Origin of the sequence: Flavobacterium sediminis, from assembly GCF_003148385.1 — a bacterium.
Lineage (GTDB): Bacteria > Bacteroidota > Bacteroidia > Flavobacteriales > Flavobacteriaceae > Flavobacterium > Flavobacterium sediminis.
This window is the reverse complement of sequence record NZ_CP029463.1, coordinates 193005-208541: the sequence shown is the minus strand read 5'-3', so window position 1 is coordinate 208541 and position 15537 is coordinate 193005. Positions and strand designations below refer to the sequence as shown.

Genomic DNA, 15537 nt, shown 5'->3' with positions numbered 1-15537 from the left:
TAGTTGTGAATTGCTTTCAAAAGTTCTAATTTTACTATGATTTACAGCTTGAGTGTCTAAATCTATTAAAAGAACCTTGTTGTGAATTGCTTTCAAAAGTTCTAATTTTACTATGATTTACAGCAGCTAATACATTTACAGTATCCCCATCAGTGTTGTGAATTGCTTTCAAAAGTTCTAATTTTACTATGATTTACAGCACGTGGTAACGAAAGCCCGAACCCGACGGAGTTGTGAATTGCTTTCAAAAGTTCTAATTTTACTATGATTTACAGCGCATGCTTTTACAACACCTTTAAAATCTCTGTTGTGAATTGCTTTCAAAAGTTCTAATTTTACTATGATTTACAGCAACACCAATTGCTGAACCTTTTGAAGCGGTGTTGTGAATTGCTTTCAAAAGTTCTAATTTTACTATGATTTACAGCAGAGGCAGTTGCAGGCACTGCGCCTCAACTGTTGTGAATTGCTTTCAAAAGTTCTAATTTTACTATGATTTACAGCTGGGATTATATCCCGGATTTGTTCATTATGGTTGTGAATTGCTTTCAAAAGTTCTAATTTTACTATGATTTACAGCAAACATTTGCAGACACCTATAGAGGTTCTTGTTGTGAATTGCTTTCAAAAGTTCTAATTTTACTATGATTTACAGCTGATATTGTTGAAGTTATTCAAAAAGCATTGTTGTGAATTGCTTTCAAAAGTTCTAATTTTACTATGATTTACAGCATCACCGTTTTGTGGCGTATAACCGACCATGTTGTGAATTGCTTTCAAAAGTTCTAATTTTACTATGATTTACAGCATATCTTTGTCAAGATAAGGTAACCAATCCGTTGTGAATTGCTTTCAAAAGTTCTAATTTTACTATGATTTACAGCCCATAACAGCATTGAATGCACCTTGTACTAGTTGTGAATTGCTTTCAAAAGTTCTAATTTTACTATGATTTACAGCTCCCATCCCAACAGCATTTTTAAACTTGTAGTTGTGAATTGCTTTCAAAAGTTCTAATTTTACTATGATTTACAGCATTCTTTGTCTTTCAATCAATCGATTGTGTGTTGTGAATTGCTTTCAAAAGTTCTAATTTTACTATGATTTACAGCTTCTCGCATAATTCTTCCAATTCATCTTCAGTTGTGAATTGCTTTCAAAAGTTCTAATTTTACTATGATTTACAGCTCTTGGAAACATTCAACGTTAGTTGATAAAGTTGTGAATTGCTTTCAAAAGTTCTAATTTTACTATGATTTACAGCTAACCTACTTGAACAGATGTATTATAAACAGTTGTGAATTGCTTTCAAAAGTTCTAATTTTACTATGATTTACAGCTGTCCAATCTTTATAGATTATAGTACCGCTGTTGTGAATTGCTTTCAAAAGTTCTAATTTTACTATGATTTACAGCTAAGGAATTACTTAAAGCTGTACTGTATTTGTTGTGAATTGCTTTCAAAAGTTCTAATTTTACTATGATTTACAGCATAGAGTTAAAGAAGAAATTATTTGATCTTGTTGTGAATTGCTTTCAAAAGTTCTAATTTTACTATGATTTACAGCAATGGCTGAAAGTGCTTTATTAGCTTTAGGGTTGTGAATTGCTTTCAAAAGTTCTAATTTTACTATGATTTACAGCACCATCGCCTATCAAATGTAAAGTTCTCATGTTGTGAATTGCTTTCAAAAGTTCTAATTTTACTATGATTTACAGCATACCCCTTGTTAAAGTGTTGGTATGTTGTGAGTTATAGTGGTTTTTGGAAATAAAAAAGAAGCCTGATTTTCTGGGAGTCAGTAGTTTGGATTTTATCTTTTTTAATTCTAAAATAGCTCTAATTGTTGGTTGGGTTGATCCGGCTCTACCGATTTTTTGCCGTAAAAAATTTCCATCATCCCGAATTGTTTGTCAGTGACCTGCATAAAACCTATTTTTCCGTGTGGCGGCAAATGGTTCTTTAAACGTTTGACATGTACATCGGCATTCTCTTTGCTGGCACAAAAACGCATATAAATTGAAAATTGGAACATGGCAAATCCGTCATCTAAAAGATGTTTTCGGAAACGGGTTGCAATTTGCCGGTCTTTTTTGGTCTCTGTGGGCAAATCAAAAAAAACTAAGATCCACAAACTACGGTATTGATTAAGTCTTGAAAAACGGTCTTCATACATATTCCGGATATAAAATTTTTCGCGCCGAACCACTGAAACATTCGTAAAGTGAATTCGTCGTTCGGCTCATAGCTACCATCAGCGGACTTCGTTTACCGTCCAGTTTTACATCTATAGTAATGATCCCCAATAATTGTTTTTTGAACTCAGTGGTCAGTTGCTCCGGTATGCCTTGTTGGTTCACGATATCCGTTACGATCCAATCAACATACGGACGGTAGGGTTCCATAATATCATCTGCCAGGCAATAGGCGTTGTATTTGTTGCGGTGGAAGATCCCGAAAGTAGGGTGCATTCCGGAGCTTACCAAGGCACGGGCTGTAATTCCTCTTAAAATAGCATAACCGTAATTCAACAGATTGTTGGGAGGTATACCGTTTTGCTGGCGGTTAAAGCCTTCTATAGGAAACAAATTTTGCCAGTAATAAGCGGCTGCCCGGGCTTCGTGGTTCTGTGTATCTCCCGAAGTTACATTTTTTGCCCAATGTTGCATGTTTTTAACAGGGATTCCTTTTTCCTGTAAAATGCCTGCCTGATTCAGTATTTTAGCAGAAACCGTTTGCTGCCACAAATTCTTTTTTAAAGGCAAGGAAGCTCCGATTTGCGTGCGAAAGCGTTCCGATTGTTCGCTATGACCGTTTAACGGCATCAGTAAGCCGATGGGCAAATGCTGCTGATTACAATTGATAAGTGCCACATTATTATAGGTGAGTTTTTCCAGCAGTCCGTTGGTCACGGTAATCTGTTGGTTTTCCATAACGATAACCCCGATGTCTTCAATAGGAACGGTTTTAGTAGCTTGTTCCTCATCGGGATAGTTGACCACTAATTGTTCGTTTTTGGTACTGAGATAGGCCGGGTTACCGAAAAAGAGGGTTCGTTTGATCATTGGTTAATGTTTAAATTCTATACTTCCATCTAATTTTATTTCAAAATCAACTCCGTCAATAGCAAAATTCCATTGTGTTTGTGTTAATCTTAAAAATACAGAATTTTCCTCTATATTAAAAGATGAGTATTCTTTGTTCTCTTTCTTTAATTCTGTATCAATGCCTGCCACCAAATGATGTCTAAATTTAATTCTACCATCACTTTCAAATTGATAAATTTTAAATAGTCTTTTTGATAAATCTTCTCTTGAAATTTCTTTCAGTTCTTCCATTGAGTCTTTATAAAACAAAACTTTTTGTCCTGTTCTTAAAACTGCATATAAAGGAATTGTAGTTTTATTTTTCCCTTTTCCGATTTCTGTTTGATTGTAAAAAGGCTCTTCAAAATATCTTTTATCATTCCTGATTTTTGATTCGGCAACTTGTCCGATAGAAAGAATATTCATTGCCTTGCCTGATTGATTTTTGTAGAAAAGACAAAGTGTATTCTCTCCGTTTTTGGCTAATGTATATCGTTTATACTCTTTGTTTGACTGAAATGTTTGTGTATGAACTTTCACGGCTGTGTCAAATTTCAATGTTTCTTTACAACGAATTCTACGGATTTTATTGACTTTATTTCCTTTTTTATCCAACATATAAACTCCGTCAATAAGGGCTGTTTTGAAATCAGTAGCTTCTTCAATTTGTTTTTTAATCATTTGAAATAAATCTTTGTCCACAATTACTTTTTCGATTTCTTCTAAAGTTTTAAATCCCGGAGAATTTGCATCTTTTTTGTACGCTAATTCTTTTCGGATAACTAAAATTGGTTCTTCTTCCAAAATCATCTTTTTGTTTTTATCAAATAGAATTTGATTATGCTCATTTCTTTTAGGAAGTTTTATTGCTCCGTATAAAGATTCTCCGTGTAATTGCCCACGAATAGTATCTCCCTGTGCAATCTTTTTGATATTGTTTGTCTTATCAATCCAAACGATTTTTCCTTTTTTACGGACAGCTTTAAATGTCGGGATGGTTGTATTGTTTTCTGAAAGATTGTTTATAAATATCTCATTTTCAATTTTTAAGATTTTTGATGCAGAAAAATCTTTCCAATATTTTGGTTTTTCGTGGTATATTTTCCCTGTTTTTATGTCTTTTTCCTCATTGTATTTTAAAAGTATTTTATCTCTGTCATAATGTGGCGGAATAAGCGTTAGAACAGCCGCATCAATAGCGTGATGACTGTGTACGCTTCGGTCTTTTTTCTCGTTTTTTAATTTTACATCATAAATTTCCTTAAAAGTATTTACAACAGAACCTTTTTCTACCGAAACTCTTCTAAAAACTGTTTTTAAATAAGGTAAAGCGTATTTGGTTACGATTTGCGTATCCCGTAACTGACTGTTTTTCCAACCTGTTTTATATTCTTCTAATGTGAATGTGTGTAATTTGGCTCTCCAATAATCCAAATCCATTTTTATCAAGTGATAACGCTGAATACAAGCATCTTTAACATCTTTTGTAGATGCATACGAAGCTTTGTTTTTCCATTCTTTGAATAATTCTTCCAAATTCCCCACCTTCTCTTCCATAAATTTCAATCTTTGTTTTATTTCTTCATAATTTGAAAGTTGTGTTGGAAACATTTTTTTCTTTACATTTCGATTGAAGTTTGTATCTGCTAACGTGAGATTTTTCAATTCACTGTCAAAGCTGATACTTGCAGGAATCGTATGTTCAATATCATATTTAGAACCATTAAACAAATCACAATTTTTAATCGTTGCACCTGTATATAAGCATATTCCGTTTTGCTCTTTCCAAAGTCTTATCTTACGAATTAATGTTTTATCGTTTTCGTCATAGTTTGTTCCACATTCTTCGTTGATTTCCCGAATTATCTTTTTAAATCCTTCGTTCTCTTTTTCTCTATCATTATTCCACCTTTCAATAGCTTTTCTTTTATTGGTATCATTTAATTCTCGTGCGATTTCAATAACAACACGGGTATCTTCGTCAATTTTTTCTGTCTGTAAAAGATAATTGAGTAAATGTTTGAGTTTGTACAAAGATTTTAAAGCCATCGGGTTTTTAAACCCTTTACTAATCGGTTCAGGACTTCCCAGAAGTTTCAAACTTTTTCCCTGAAAATCCGCATTTGGATTTTTCCTGATAAAAGTCTGTTTTTCCTCTTCTTTGATATAAATATCTTTGTTATTTAAAGTAAAATAAGCATATTCAGAGGCTGGAACATACGATTCCTGTTCTGATGGATGCCATAAATATTTTTTTCGATCGATTGGAATCTGATATTTTTCCTGAATCAATGCAAATATTTGGTCGTGTAGTCGTGGTTGTTCTATAAAAACATTGTGTTTCGATAAAACGGATTTCTTTAAAAATGCTTTAAAATTAGTTGAAACATAATTTAAAATGTGTGATTTCTTTTCGCCTTTAAATTCATTCCATGTTTTTTCTCCAAATACATCAATAATTTTCGTTTGAATTTGTCTTAATTCTTCATTATCTAATTCTCGGTCAATTTCAATAGAGTAACGATTTTCTTCATTTAATTCATCTTGAATAAGACTATTTATGATGTTATTTAGCGTTTTTTCCTCTCTGTTTGTTTCTAAAATTACTTTTACTTCTTCCGCAAAATAATTTATTAAATCGTCTGTAATTTTATCAGCTCCCAAAACTTTATACAAATTAGCCAAATAAACTGCCTGACTATACAAAAATCCTTTTTGTAAAAAAGGTAAAATCTTTTTGATAGCGGATAAACTCAATGTTGCATACCCTTTATTAAGTTTTATTTTTGAAAATTTTTCTGCTTTTTCTTCGTCTAATTTTAATTTTTCGAGAGCAAAGGTTTTTAAATTTTCCTGTCCGTCAAAAGTATTGAGAACGTGCCATATATCTTCAAAAGTATAACCATTTTCTATTTTCTTTTTTGGTTGAGAGTCTCTTTGGCTTATTGAATTCCAATTGTATTTTTCTTTCCAATCATCTCCTAATAAATCCTGAAAAGATTTTAAAAGTTTAGCTGAAATTACTTTTGTTTTTTCTCCAAACTTTGAAAGGATCGTCGCCCTGTCTTTTTTAACCTGATTGAGAATCGTCTTAAACTCAAAATCGTTAGACGACTTATAAAACAAAGGATAAATTTTTTCTTTCAAATAAGTTTCTCTATCTGTTCCGACAGGTGGTTCAATCTTTAAATTATTGATAAAAGTCCACGTTCTGTATTCTTCATAAATCGGATGGCTTACAGCAACACGCTTTTTATTTTTTTCATAAATACAGTTTCCTACCAGACCCTTTTGAGTTCGCAAAGGTCGTTGCCAAATTATGGCTTTCCACAATTTCTGAGAATCCGAATCCGAAAGCTCTTGTATTTTGCAGATTTCTTTCAGTTCCTCTTCGTAATCTTTTCTTAAATTATATCGTTGGCGAATTCTTCCTCCGTTCTCTTTTTGATAATGATAAAGTGCGGAACCTAAAGTTTTATATTCTTCTATATAATTAGCAATATCGTTTCTTCCTTTTGTGCCTGTTTTCTCACTTCCTTGAAGCATTGTTTTTGCCTCTTCCTCATCTCTTCCTCTAAAACCTCTCCGTTGTACCAATTGATAAAATATTCTTCCCAAAACATAAGGATTACTCTGATAAACATTTTTATAGACTTCATCAATAGCATAAGCCCTAAAAGCGTAATAACTTTCATCTTTATCTTTGCCTAATAGATGAAAATCAGGTTTTCCATCTTCATCAAAATCAAATCTTAACCATTGAATGAATTTTTCAGACTGAGGATATTGTCTTTTTTTACCTTTTGAGTATTTTCTCCATTTGTCTAATTCCTCAATAGTCAAAGGACACATGTTTTTTCCAATAAGAAATTCTAAAAGTTCATATTTTCTATACTTTTCTGCCTGATAATTTCTTCTTTTTCCACGACTTTCAGTTCTTTTCTGAACTTTTGGGAATTCATTTCCTTTTTCGGAAGCGACACCTTTGTCAAAAGTTAAAACGCCGTAATCAATAATTTGATTATCTTTTATATCTGTATCTCTGATAGCCCAACCTAAACTATTTGAACCTGCATCAATTCCGATTATTTTAGTCATATTAAATTATTTTTTTTAAAATATACAATTTTAGGGTTTACATATATTACATCAAAAAATATTTTATATCTTTACCATTGAAAGGTAAAAGTATTGTGTGCACTCAATATTAAAATAGGCTTCCAAAACCTCTTTTTGACAATTATGTTTAGCCTTTTTTACATATTTTACTTATAGTTAAATTATTTTAAGTAATATATGTATTGTGGATTGTTTTTTTTATATTTGCTAAATTGAAAGCAATTCACAATAAGGCTATAAGCCGAAGAAAAATCTTAAATCCTGCGTACTCCGTGGGATTTTTTTTAACATAAATCTAAAATACTAATTTTTTTCCACGTAAGAATAAACCTTAAAAAAGGTTTTGTTGCAAATTAATAATATTTCTTTTATCCGTTTTACGGAAAACCACAAAAAGATTTTTAATTTGTTATTTTTGTATAGAATTTAATTAAAACATCTAGCGCCTCGACTATCTTCGGGCTTTTTTATTTTAAAGCAGTTTCCGGGTCATTATTAAAAAACAAATAGGTGTTTGGCGATTTATTTGTATTTTTAAAACAAAAACATGAGTTTCAAGACTGCGGTTTCACCTTCTATACTCGATAATGATTTCTATAAATTTACCATGCAGAATGCGGTTATCAAACTATTTCCGTATGCTAAAGCCCAATACCGTTTTATCAATCGGGGAGAACATCCCTTTCCTGAAAAATTTGCTATTCATTTACGACAGGCTATTGACCAGATGGCTGATCTGCAATTGAGTCAGAAGGAAAAAGATTTTTTACAGGAGACCTGCCCTTATTTAGATCCTACATACCTTGACTTTCTTCAGGGCTACCGATACGATCCTGCGGAAGTGGTTGTTGAACAAAACGGAACCGATGTGTCGGTCATTATTGAAGGCTATTGGTACAGAACGATCTTGTGGGAAGTCCCTGTTATGGCTCTCATCAGCGAATTGTACTATCAATTGACGGGTCAGGAGCGGGAGAATGATGTTAAAGTCATCGAAAAGGTACAAACGAAAGTGAAAAAATACAAAGAATTAGGTATTCAGTTTGCTGATTTCGGAACCCGACGGCGCCATTCTTTGGCAGTGCAGGACTTAGTGGTGAGAACATTACAGGAAAAAGGAAAAGGAACTTTCATCGGGACAAGCAATGTGTATTTGGCCATGAAATACGATACAAAACCAATCGGGACACATGCCCACGAATGGTTTATGTTTCATGCCGCTAAATACGGATACAAGATGGCAAATGTCATGGGGCTTGAGCATTGGGTGGATGTTTATCGCGGCGATCTGGGAATTGCGTTGACCGATACATTCACCACTGAAGTTTTCTTTGACCAGTTCGATAAAAAGTTTGCCAAACTATTTGACGGCGTTCGGCATGATTCCGGTGATGCTATAGAATTCGGAGAAAAAACAATAGCACATTATAAAAAATTAGGAATTAATCCGTTGACCAAGACCATTATTTTTTCAGACGGACTTAATTATGAAAAGGTAGAACGGATCGCCAGTCATTTTAAAGGAAAGATCGGACTTTCTTTCGGAATAGGAACCAGTTTAACCAATGATGTCGGGTTACAGCCTATGAATATCGTGATCAAGATGATTAAAGCATTGCCTGAAGAGAAAAGATGGACCGGGGTAATAAAACTATCAGATGAGCCTCAGAAGCATACCGGAAAAGAAGAAGATATAGAACTGTCAAAGAGGTTGTTGCAAATAAAATGAGTCAGGAAATGAATAAAGCAAATTACGGAGAGTTAGGTTGGGATGTTTTTAAGAAAATCCTAATAAAAAGCAGCACAAAATTTCAGAATGTCAGGAAAAAGAAAATACACGGGGATTAAAAAATACCCATAATTGTATAAAAGTTAGGTAGAAATAGTTACTTTTGTCCCGATTTTTTAATACCGATTCAGATCATGGTGAAAGATTTATTTGAAAGAATTCAACAAAATAAAGGTCCTTTAGGAAAGTGGGCTTCACAAGCAGAAGGATATTATGTGTTCCCTAAGTTAGAAGGTGAGTTAGGACCCCACATGAAGTTTCACGGAAAAGAGATTTTAAATTGGAGTTTGAATGACTATTTAGGATTGGCTAACCATCCTGAAGTTCGTAAAGCAGATGCTCAGGCAGCTGCAGACTGGGGGGCGGCTTACCCTATGGGAGCCCGAATGATGAGTGGTCATACAACTATTCACGAACAATTACAAAACGAATTAGCCGAATTCGTAGGAAAAGAAGCGGCTTACTTATTAAACTTCGGTTATCAGGGAATGGTATCTACCATTGATGCTTTGGTAACTAAGAACGATGTGATCGTATACGATGTAGATTCACATGCTTGTATCATTGACGGGGTACGTTTGCACATGGGCAAACGTTTTACGTACAAACACAATGATATGGAAAGCATCGAGAAAAATTTACAACGTGCAACTAAAATGGCTGAAGAGACCGGAGGAGGAATTTTATTCATCACGGAAGGTGTTTTCGGAATGCGTGGTCAGCAAGGTAAATTAAAAGAAATTGTAGCTTTAAAAGAAAAGTATAATTTCCGTTTATTGGTAGATGATGCACACGGTTTCGGTACATTAGGAAAAACTGGTGCCGGAGCAGGGGAGGAGCAAGGTTGTCAGGACGGAATTGATGTGTACTTTTCAACTTTTGCTAAATCAATGGCCAGTATCGGTGCGTTTATTGCCGGAGACAAAGACATCATTGATTACCTGAAATACAATTTACGTTCGCAAATGTTTGCTAAGTCATTGCCTATGATCCAGACGATCGGAGCATTGAAGCGTTTGGAAATGTTGCGTACGATGCCGGAATTGAAAGCAAAATTATGGGAAAATGTAGATGCTTTACAAAACGGCTTAAAAGAAAGAGGTTTTAATATCGGAGATACCAATACTTGTGTTACTCCTGTATATTTAGAAGGATCTATTCCGGAAGCCATGGTAATGGTAAACGATTTACGTGAAAATTATGGTATTTTCTTGTCAATTGTTGTCTATCCGGTAATCCCTAAAGGAATCATCTTGTTGCGTATGATCCCTACAGCTTCACATTCTTTACAAGATATTGAAGAAACTTTAGCAGCATTTGAAGCTATTCGCGAAAAATTAACGAACGGCACATACAAACAAATAGCAGAAGCTAATGTTGAAAATGTAGAATAATTCTTAAAATTAGCGATACAAAAAAACCACCTGCTTGCAGGTGGTTTTTTTATTTAAGCTATCCATTTGGCTCTTTCATAAACTCATACGTGCTTTTCATAAACTTATAGTTCATATTGTCTTATAATAATTATTATATTTGATAAAAAAGTTATGAAAAGAAAACTACAGGAATATCGCTTAGAAATTCTGTTGATCGTTTTATATGGGGTTCTTGGCTCATTGTTAGGCTATCTCATCTTTGTTATCTGATCACTCGGATAAACAAGGCTAATAATTCTTCCACTTTATTTCCGGAGACCGGAATTTCAATCTGGTTTTGTAAAGTAACCGTTCCGCCGTCAGATTTACTGTAACTTACAATGTATTCCGTATTAATGATATACGATTTATGACATCTGAAAAACGGTGAATGTTCTTTTAAACTTTCTTCAAAATTCTTTAAAAATCGGCTGGTAACGATCTTTTTACCCGAAAGCAATACGATCATGAAGATAAAAATAATGATAAGGTTCTCAAAACAAGACCTTTTCGCTTATTTTTTCTTTTTCTTTTTTGATTTCTTTTTAGCTTTTTTTCCGGGTTTATATTTAGAAACATGATCAGCATTGTATTGTTGCGGATCATTTCCATAATAATCTAATTGTACTTGTCGGGTAGTCCCCAAATTAACAGAACCGAAAATAGTAGGTAAATTTACATTAACCTGCCAGTTTCCATTGTCATAATAGATATAAACTCCTTTTTGCAGATCATAATACATGTTTTGCTCAGGAAAATAAATATGTCTCGTTTTAGCACGATAACCATGTGCCGGAGCCCAAGGTGGCGGACCCTGAGAAAAGATATCTTGTGTGAAGAACACAGCAAAAACTAAAGTTAGTAGCACTAATACGGTATTCGATTTTAGGGGTTTCATCGTGTTTGTTTTTTTAAGTTTATATAGAATTATTTACAAGAGTTATGCCAAATTTAGCAGATTCATTCTGAAATTACGAACTACAACTCAACATAGAGCAACCTATTTTAGTTCGTGCCCAATCCGGTCGTTTAGCAAACCATTTTTCATATTCCGGTTGTTCGTCATACGGACGTTTTAAAAGTTCGGCTAATTCATCGACTAATGAATAATCCTCTTTTTCAGCCGCTTCAATGGCCAGTTGTGCCATATAATTGCGTAAAACATATTTAGGATTTACCAGATCCATGCTGCGCTTGCGTTCAGCATCAGCAACAGTTTCCTGCTTTAAACTGTTGAGGTATAAAGACAACCAGAAATACCACGTTTCTTGCACGGAATCTTTTATTTCTGCTTCCTGATAAAAGGCAGGTTTTATTTTTTGTAAAGCTTCACTTTCCGAATCATTTTTAGAAATACGAGCTAGTAAACGATAAAAAATAGTCATATCGGTTTCCGTTTCCTGGAGGGTGATCAACAATTGATGAATTAGGTTCTCATTCTCTTTATGGCGCTTCGTAATGCCTAATTTATTTAACATCATGGCGTTAAAATCCGATTGAAAATCAGTATTGAATTGTTCCAAAATTCGTTCCAAAGCTTGCGTTTCTTCTATCAGCGGATACAGAGCATTTGCCAATTGCAGTAAATTCCATAAAGCAATATGGGGTTGGTTACCAAAACGATAACGTTTGCCCTGAGCATCTGTCGTATTAGGTGTCCAATGCGGATCGTAACCTTCCAGCCATCCATAAGGACCATAATCTATTGTAATGCCATGGATCGACATATTATCAGTGTTCATAACGCCATGAACAAAACCTACACGCTGCCAATGGATCAGCAATTCTTTTGTTTGTGTTGCGATTTCCTGAAAAAAAGCAATGTATCTCTCTTTTCCGGTTGTTGTAATTGACGGGAAATAGGTCTCGATACAAAAATCAGCTAGTAGTTTAAGGTTTTTAACATCCTGTCGGGCAGCGAAAATTTCAAAATTTCCAAAACGTATAAAACTGGGTGCTACACGACAAACGACAGCTCCTTTTTCGTAAGCCGCATTACCGTTGTATAAAATATCACGCAATACCTTTTCACCGGTTTCCATAACACTGAGTGATCGGGTGGTAGGAACACCTAAATGATACATGGCTTCACTGCATAAATGTTCACGGATAGAAGAACGCAATACAGCCAAACCGTCTCCTCTGCGGGAATAAGGTGTTTTTCCGGCACCTTTAAGTTGTACCATCAGGTTTTGTCCTTGATTTTGGACTTCAAACAGATTAATCGCCCTGCCATCGCCTAACTGTCCTGCCCAGTTTCCGAACTGGTGTCCGCCATAACACATGGCAAAAGGTTTAGTGCCTTCTAAAACTTTTTTTCCTGAAAAGACAGCTATAAAATCATCCGAACTGATTGATTGCTCCGATAGCCCGATCAATTGAGCCACCTCTGCTGACGCATGAACTAATTTAGGATGCAAAGGAACTTTAGGAGTCACATAAGAGAACATAGCTTCATAAACCTGACGGATTTCATTGCTCGTTTCAGGATCGGCAGGAAGCTTTTCTGTGAAAATAGTGGTAACAGGAAGTTGCATAGCTTTTTGTCAAAGTTACAAAATTGGCTTCAGGATCCCTTTGGAATCTTTAAAAAAATGTATCTTTGAAGACAAATTTTTATACAAATGGCAACAACAACGCAATCGCAACTGGAAACGTATTTTGATACATTTCGAAAAGAAATTGTCGGAATAGATCAAACTTTTACCTCTCCTTTCGGTACAAAGAAAATCATTTATACGGATTGGACAGCTAGCGGACGTTTGTATAGACCTATAGAAGAGAAAATGTTGCACGATTTCGGTCCGTTTGTTGCCAATACGCATACCGAGACTTCTATTACAGGAACTGCAATGACCTTAGCCTATCATAAAGCACGTCATATCATTAAAGAACATGTTAATGCTTCAGAAGATGATGTTTTAATCACGCACGGAACGGGAATGACCGGAGTGGTAAATAAGTTGCAACGAATACTAGGCTTGCGTGTTCCTGAAAACCTGAAAGAGTTTGCACATATTCCTCAGGCAGTAAAGCCTATTGTGTTTATTTCTCACATGGAGCACCATTCCAATCAAACTTCCTGGATAGAAACGATTGCTGATGTGGTGGTGGTACCGGCAAATGATGAAGGGCTTTTTTGCTTAGAGAATTTCAAACAATTATTAGAAAAATATAAAGACAGAAGTTTTAAGATCGCTTCCATTACTTCGTGTTCCAATGTTACAGGAATTAAGACACCTTATTACGAAGTTGCTAAGTTAATGCACCAATACAACGGTGTGTGTTTTGTTGATTTTGCCTGTTCCGGACCTTATGTGGAGATCAACATGCATCCGGAAGATCAGGAATCGTATCTGGACGCTATTTTCTTTTCCCCGCATAAATTTTTGGGAGGCCCGGGAACTTGCGGAGTAATGGTCTTTAATAAAAATCTGTATAAAAATAACGTACCGGATTGTCCGGGCGGAGGAACAGTAAAATGGACGAATCCGTGGGCGAACACCAATATATTGACAGCATTGAAGATAGGGAAGATGGTGGTACTCCGGGTTTTTACAAGTGATTAAAACGGCTTTAGCGATAGAGTTAAAAGATAAAATGGGAGTGGACCATATTTTGGAACGCGAACACGAATTGGTCGCTTATATTTTCGATCGTTTACAAGATATTCCGAATATCAATATCTTGGCGCCGCAGCATCAGGACCGATTAGGGGTATTATCGTTCTATATTGACGAGCTGCACTATAATTTAGGCGTAAAATTACTCAATGACCGATTTGGTATACAAACTCGCGGAGGTTGCAGTTGCGCCGGAACTTACGGACATTATTTGTTGCATGTGGATCAGGAAACCTCTCATACTATCGTATGTCAGATCTCAGCCGGAGATCTGGAACATAAACCGGGTTGGATCCGTATGTCGATCCATCCTACAACGACAAATGCAGAGATCGAGTATGTGTGTGATAGTATTATTGCCTTAGCCGAAAATCATAAAGAATGGGCTAAAGAGTATTCATATTCTAGTAAAACAAATGAATTTACCCATAAAAACGCTCAGGATACGATCCATAAAACGATAGAAGATTGGTTTACTTTATAAAAAACAGATCAGTATAAATCTGGGGTAAAATTAATGAGATTGAAAAGCCTTATTTTTTCTTCTTATTTCGTTTGAATTTCCAACGTTTGTGAGTCCAGAAATAATATTCCGGAGCTTCATAGATCTGTTTTTCCACTTCTCGGATAAAACGTCTGCTTACTTCAAATTCCGGTAAGGTTTCAATATTGTTATCCGTTATCGGGATAAAAGTGGCCTCGTAGTAACCGCGTTTTATTTTCTTTACTTTCATATAAAGAACATTCATATCCAGATGTCTTGCCAGCATTTCACCTCCGGTATGGATCGGTACTTCATGCCCCAGAAAGGTATCCCAATATTTGGCTCTGCTACTACCGCCCGGCGTTTGGTCACTGATAAATCCGTAAACGCCCAGAATTCCTTTGTTTTGGTTTTCAGTCACTTCTTTTACCGTGTGTTTGGTATCCAGTAAAGTAGCGTCGAACCGCGAACGGATACTTCTCATTAAATGGTCAAAGTACGGGTTCTTGATTCTTTTGTAGATGCCGAATCCTTTAAACCGTATGTAAGTTCCTAAGGTAACGGACCATTCCCAACTGGCGTAATGGGCATAGAACAGAATGATACTTTTGCCTTTATCTTCGTATTCTTCGAACAGATCCAGATTGGTAAACCTAAAACGCTTTTGAATCTCTTTTTTAGAAATAGTCATGGTTTTGACCATTTCCATAAACATATCGCATAAATGGCGGTACGATTTTTTTTCGATGGCTAATCGTTCTTTTTTACTTAAGTTCGGAAAAGCCAGTTCAATATTAGATCTGACCGTTTTTTTACGATAACCGATAATGTTGTAAATGATGACCTTTATACAATCGGAAACAAAATAGAATATAGGGAACGGAAGTATAGATACTATCCATAATATCGGGTAAGCAAAGTAATAGGCAATACGCTGCATTTATTAAAAACTTTTTACAAAAATACTTTTTTTAAAGTAGTTTTAAAATAAATTAACTATTAGTAATTTTACCGAAAAAC

Annotated in this window: 9 protein-coding genes, 1 pseudogene and 1 CRISPR repeat array (1 of these 11 cut by a window edge); of the genes and pseudogenes, 3 read left to right on the top strand and 7 right to left on the bottom strand. The window is 35.0% G+C overall.

Annotated features, from left to right (window positions below; translation table 11 throughout):
- Nucleotides 1–1720: a CRISPR direct-repeat array (repeat unit 46 nt; unit sequence GTTGTGAATTGCTTTCAAAAGTTCTAATTTTACTATGATTTACAGC) (it extends 3717 nt beyond the left edge of the window).
- A gap of 109 nt (nt 1721–1829) precedes the next feature.
- From cas2 to cas9, 3 genes are read right to left on the bottom strand one after another with little or no spacing between them, the layout of a single operon-like run.
- Nucleotides 1830–2177, bottom strand: coding sequence for a CRISPR-associated endonuclease Cas2 (gene cas2, locus DI487_RS00970; protein WP_109567991.1), 348 nt, complete (start codon nt 2175–2177; stop codon nt 1830–1832).
- Entirely contained in the window at nt 2170–3066 is an 897-nt protein-coding gene (cas1, locus tag DI487_RS00965) for a type II CRISPR-associated endonuclease Cas1 (RefSeq protein ID WP_109567990.1), read from the bottom strand. Before cas1 ends, cas2 begins: the two co-directional genes overlap by 8 nt.
- A gap of 3 nt (nt 3067–3069) precedes the next feature.
- The gene (gene cas9 / locus DI487_RS00960) at nt 3070–7185 is read right to left on the bottom strand and encodes a type II CRISPR RNA-guided endonuclease Cas9 (RefSeq protein ID WP_109567989.1); all 4116 of its coding nucleotides are present in this window, start codon (nt 7183–7185) and stop codon (nt 3070–3072) included.
- Nucleotides 7186–7753: 568 nt separating this feature from the next.
- On the opposite strand from cas9, the gene pncB reads away from it, so the two are divergent.
- Entirely contained in the window at nt 7754–8935 is a 1182-nt protein-coding gene (pncB, locus tag DI487_RS00955) for a nicotinate phosphoribosyltransferase (RefSeq protein WP_109567988.1), read from the top strand.
- Nucleotides 8936–9129: 194 nt separating this feature from the next.
- A complete protein-coding gene (locus DI487_RS00950) occupies nt 9130–10389 on the top strand; it encodes an aminotransferase class I/II-fold pyridoxal phosphate-dependent enzyme (RefSeq protein ID WP_109567987.1) in 1260 nt (419 codons plus the stop codon).
- A 244-nt stretch (nt 10390–10633) separates the two neighbouring features.
- Here the strand turns inward: DI487_RS00950 and DI487_RS00945 are convergent, their stop codons facing one another.
- The 3 genes from DI487_RS00945 to DI487_RS00935 form a co-directional block, all read right to left on the bottom strand.
- Nucleotides 10634–10879 carry a LytR/AlgR family response regulator transcription factor gene (locus DI487_RS00945; protein WP_109567986.1) on the bottom strand — a complete coding sequence of 82 codons (246 nt, stop codon included), beginning with the start codon at nt 10877–10879 and terminating at the stop codon, nt 10634–10636.
- A gap of 45 nt (nt 10880–10924) precedes the next feature.
- On the bottom strand, nt 10925–11308 hold the full coding sequence (locus tag DI487_RS00940; RefSeq protein ID WP_146193348.1) for a hypothetical protein: 384 nt from the start codon (nt 11306–11308) through the stop codon (nt 10925–10927).
- A 73-nt stretch (nt 11309–11381) separates the two neighbouring features.
- On the bottom strand, nt 11382–12947 hold the full coding sequence (locus DI487_RS00935; RefSeq protein ID WP_109567984.1) for a protein adenylyltransferase SelO: 1566 nt from the start codon (nt 12945–12947) through the stop codon (nt 11382–11384).
- An 87-nt stretch (nt 12948–13034) separates the two neighbouring features.
- Here DI487_RS00935 and DI487_RS00930 point away from each other — a divergent pair.
- Nucleotides 13035–14517, top strand: a pseudogene (locus DI487_RS00930) (aminotransferase class V-fold PLP-dependent enzyme).
- A gap of 49 nt (nt 14518–14566) precedes the next feature.
- On the opposite strand, the gene DI487_RS00925 reads toward DI487_RS00930, so the two are convergent.
- Nucleotides 14567–15457 (bottom strand): lysophospholipid acyltransferase family protein, encoded by an 891-nt coding sequence (locus DI487_RS00925; RefSeq protein ID WP_109567983.1) that lies wholly within the window; start codon nt 15455–15457, stop codon nt 14567–14569.
- Nucleotides 15458–15537 lie beyond the last annotated feature (80 nt).

Coding starts and splice junctions, on each gene's coding strand:
- cas2 (WP_109567991.1), bottom strand. CDS start 2,177: ATGTATGAAGACCGTTTTTCAAGACTTAATCAATACCGTAGTTTGTGG.
- cas1 (WP_109567990.1), bottom strand. CDS start 3,066: ATGATCAAACGAACCCTCTTTTTCGGTAACCCGGCCTATCTCAGTACC.
- cas9 (WP_109567989.1), bottom strand. CDS start 7,185: ATGACTAAAATAATCGGAATTGATGCAGGTTCAAATAGTTTAGGTTGG.
- pncB (WP_109567988.1), top strand. CDS start 7,754: ATGAGTTTCAAGACTGCGGTTTCACCTTCTATACTCGATAATGATTTC.
- DI487_RS00950 (WP_109567987.1), top strand. CDS start 9,130: ATGGTGAAAGATTTATTTGAAAGAATTCAACAAAATAAAGGTCCTTTA.
- DI487_RS00945 (WP_109567986.1), bottom strand. CDS start 10,879: ATGATCGTATTGCTTTCGGGTAAAAAGATCGTTACCAGCCGATTTTTA.
- DI487_RS00940 (WP_146193348.1), bottom strand. CDS start 11,308: ATGAAACCCCTAAAATCGAATACCGTATTAGTGCTACTAACTTTAGTT.
- DI487_RS00935 (WP_109567984.1), bottom strand. CDS start 12,947: ATGCAACTTCCTGTTACCACTATTTTCACAGAAAAGCTTCCTGCCGAT.
- DI487_RS00925 (WP_109567983.1), bottom strand. CDS start 15,457: ATGCAGCGTATTGCCTATTACTTTGCTTACCCGATATTATGGATAGTA.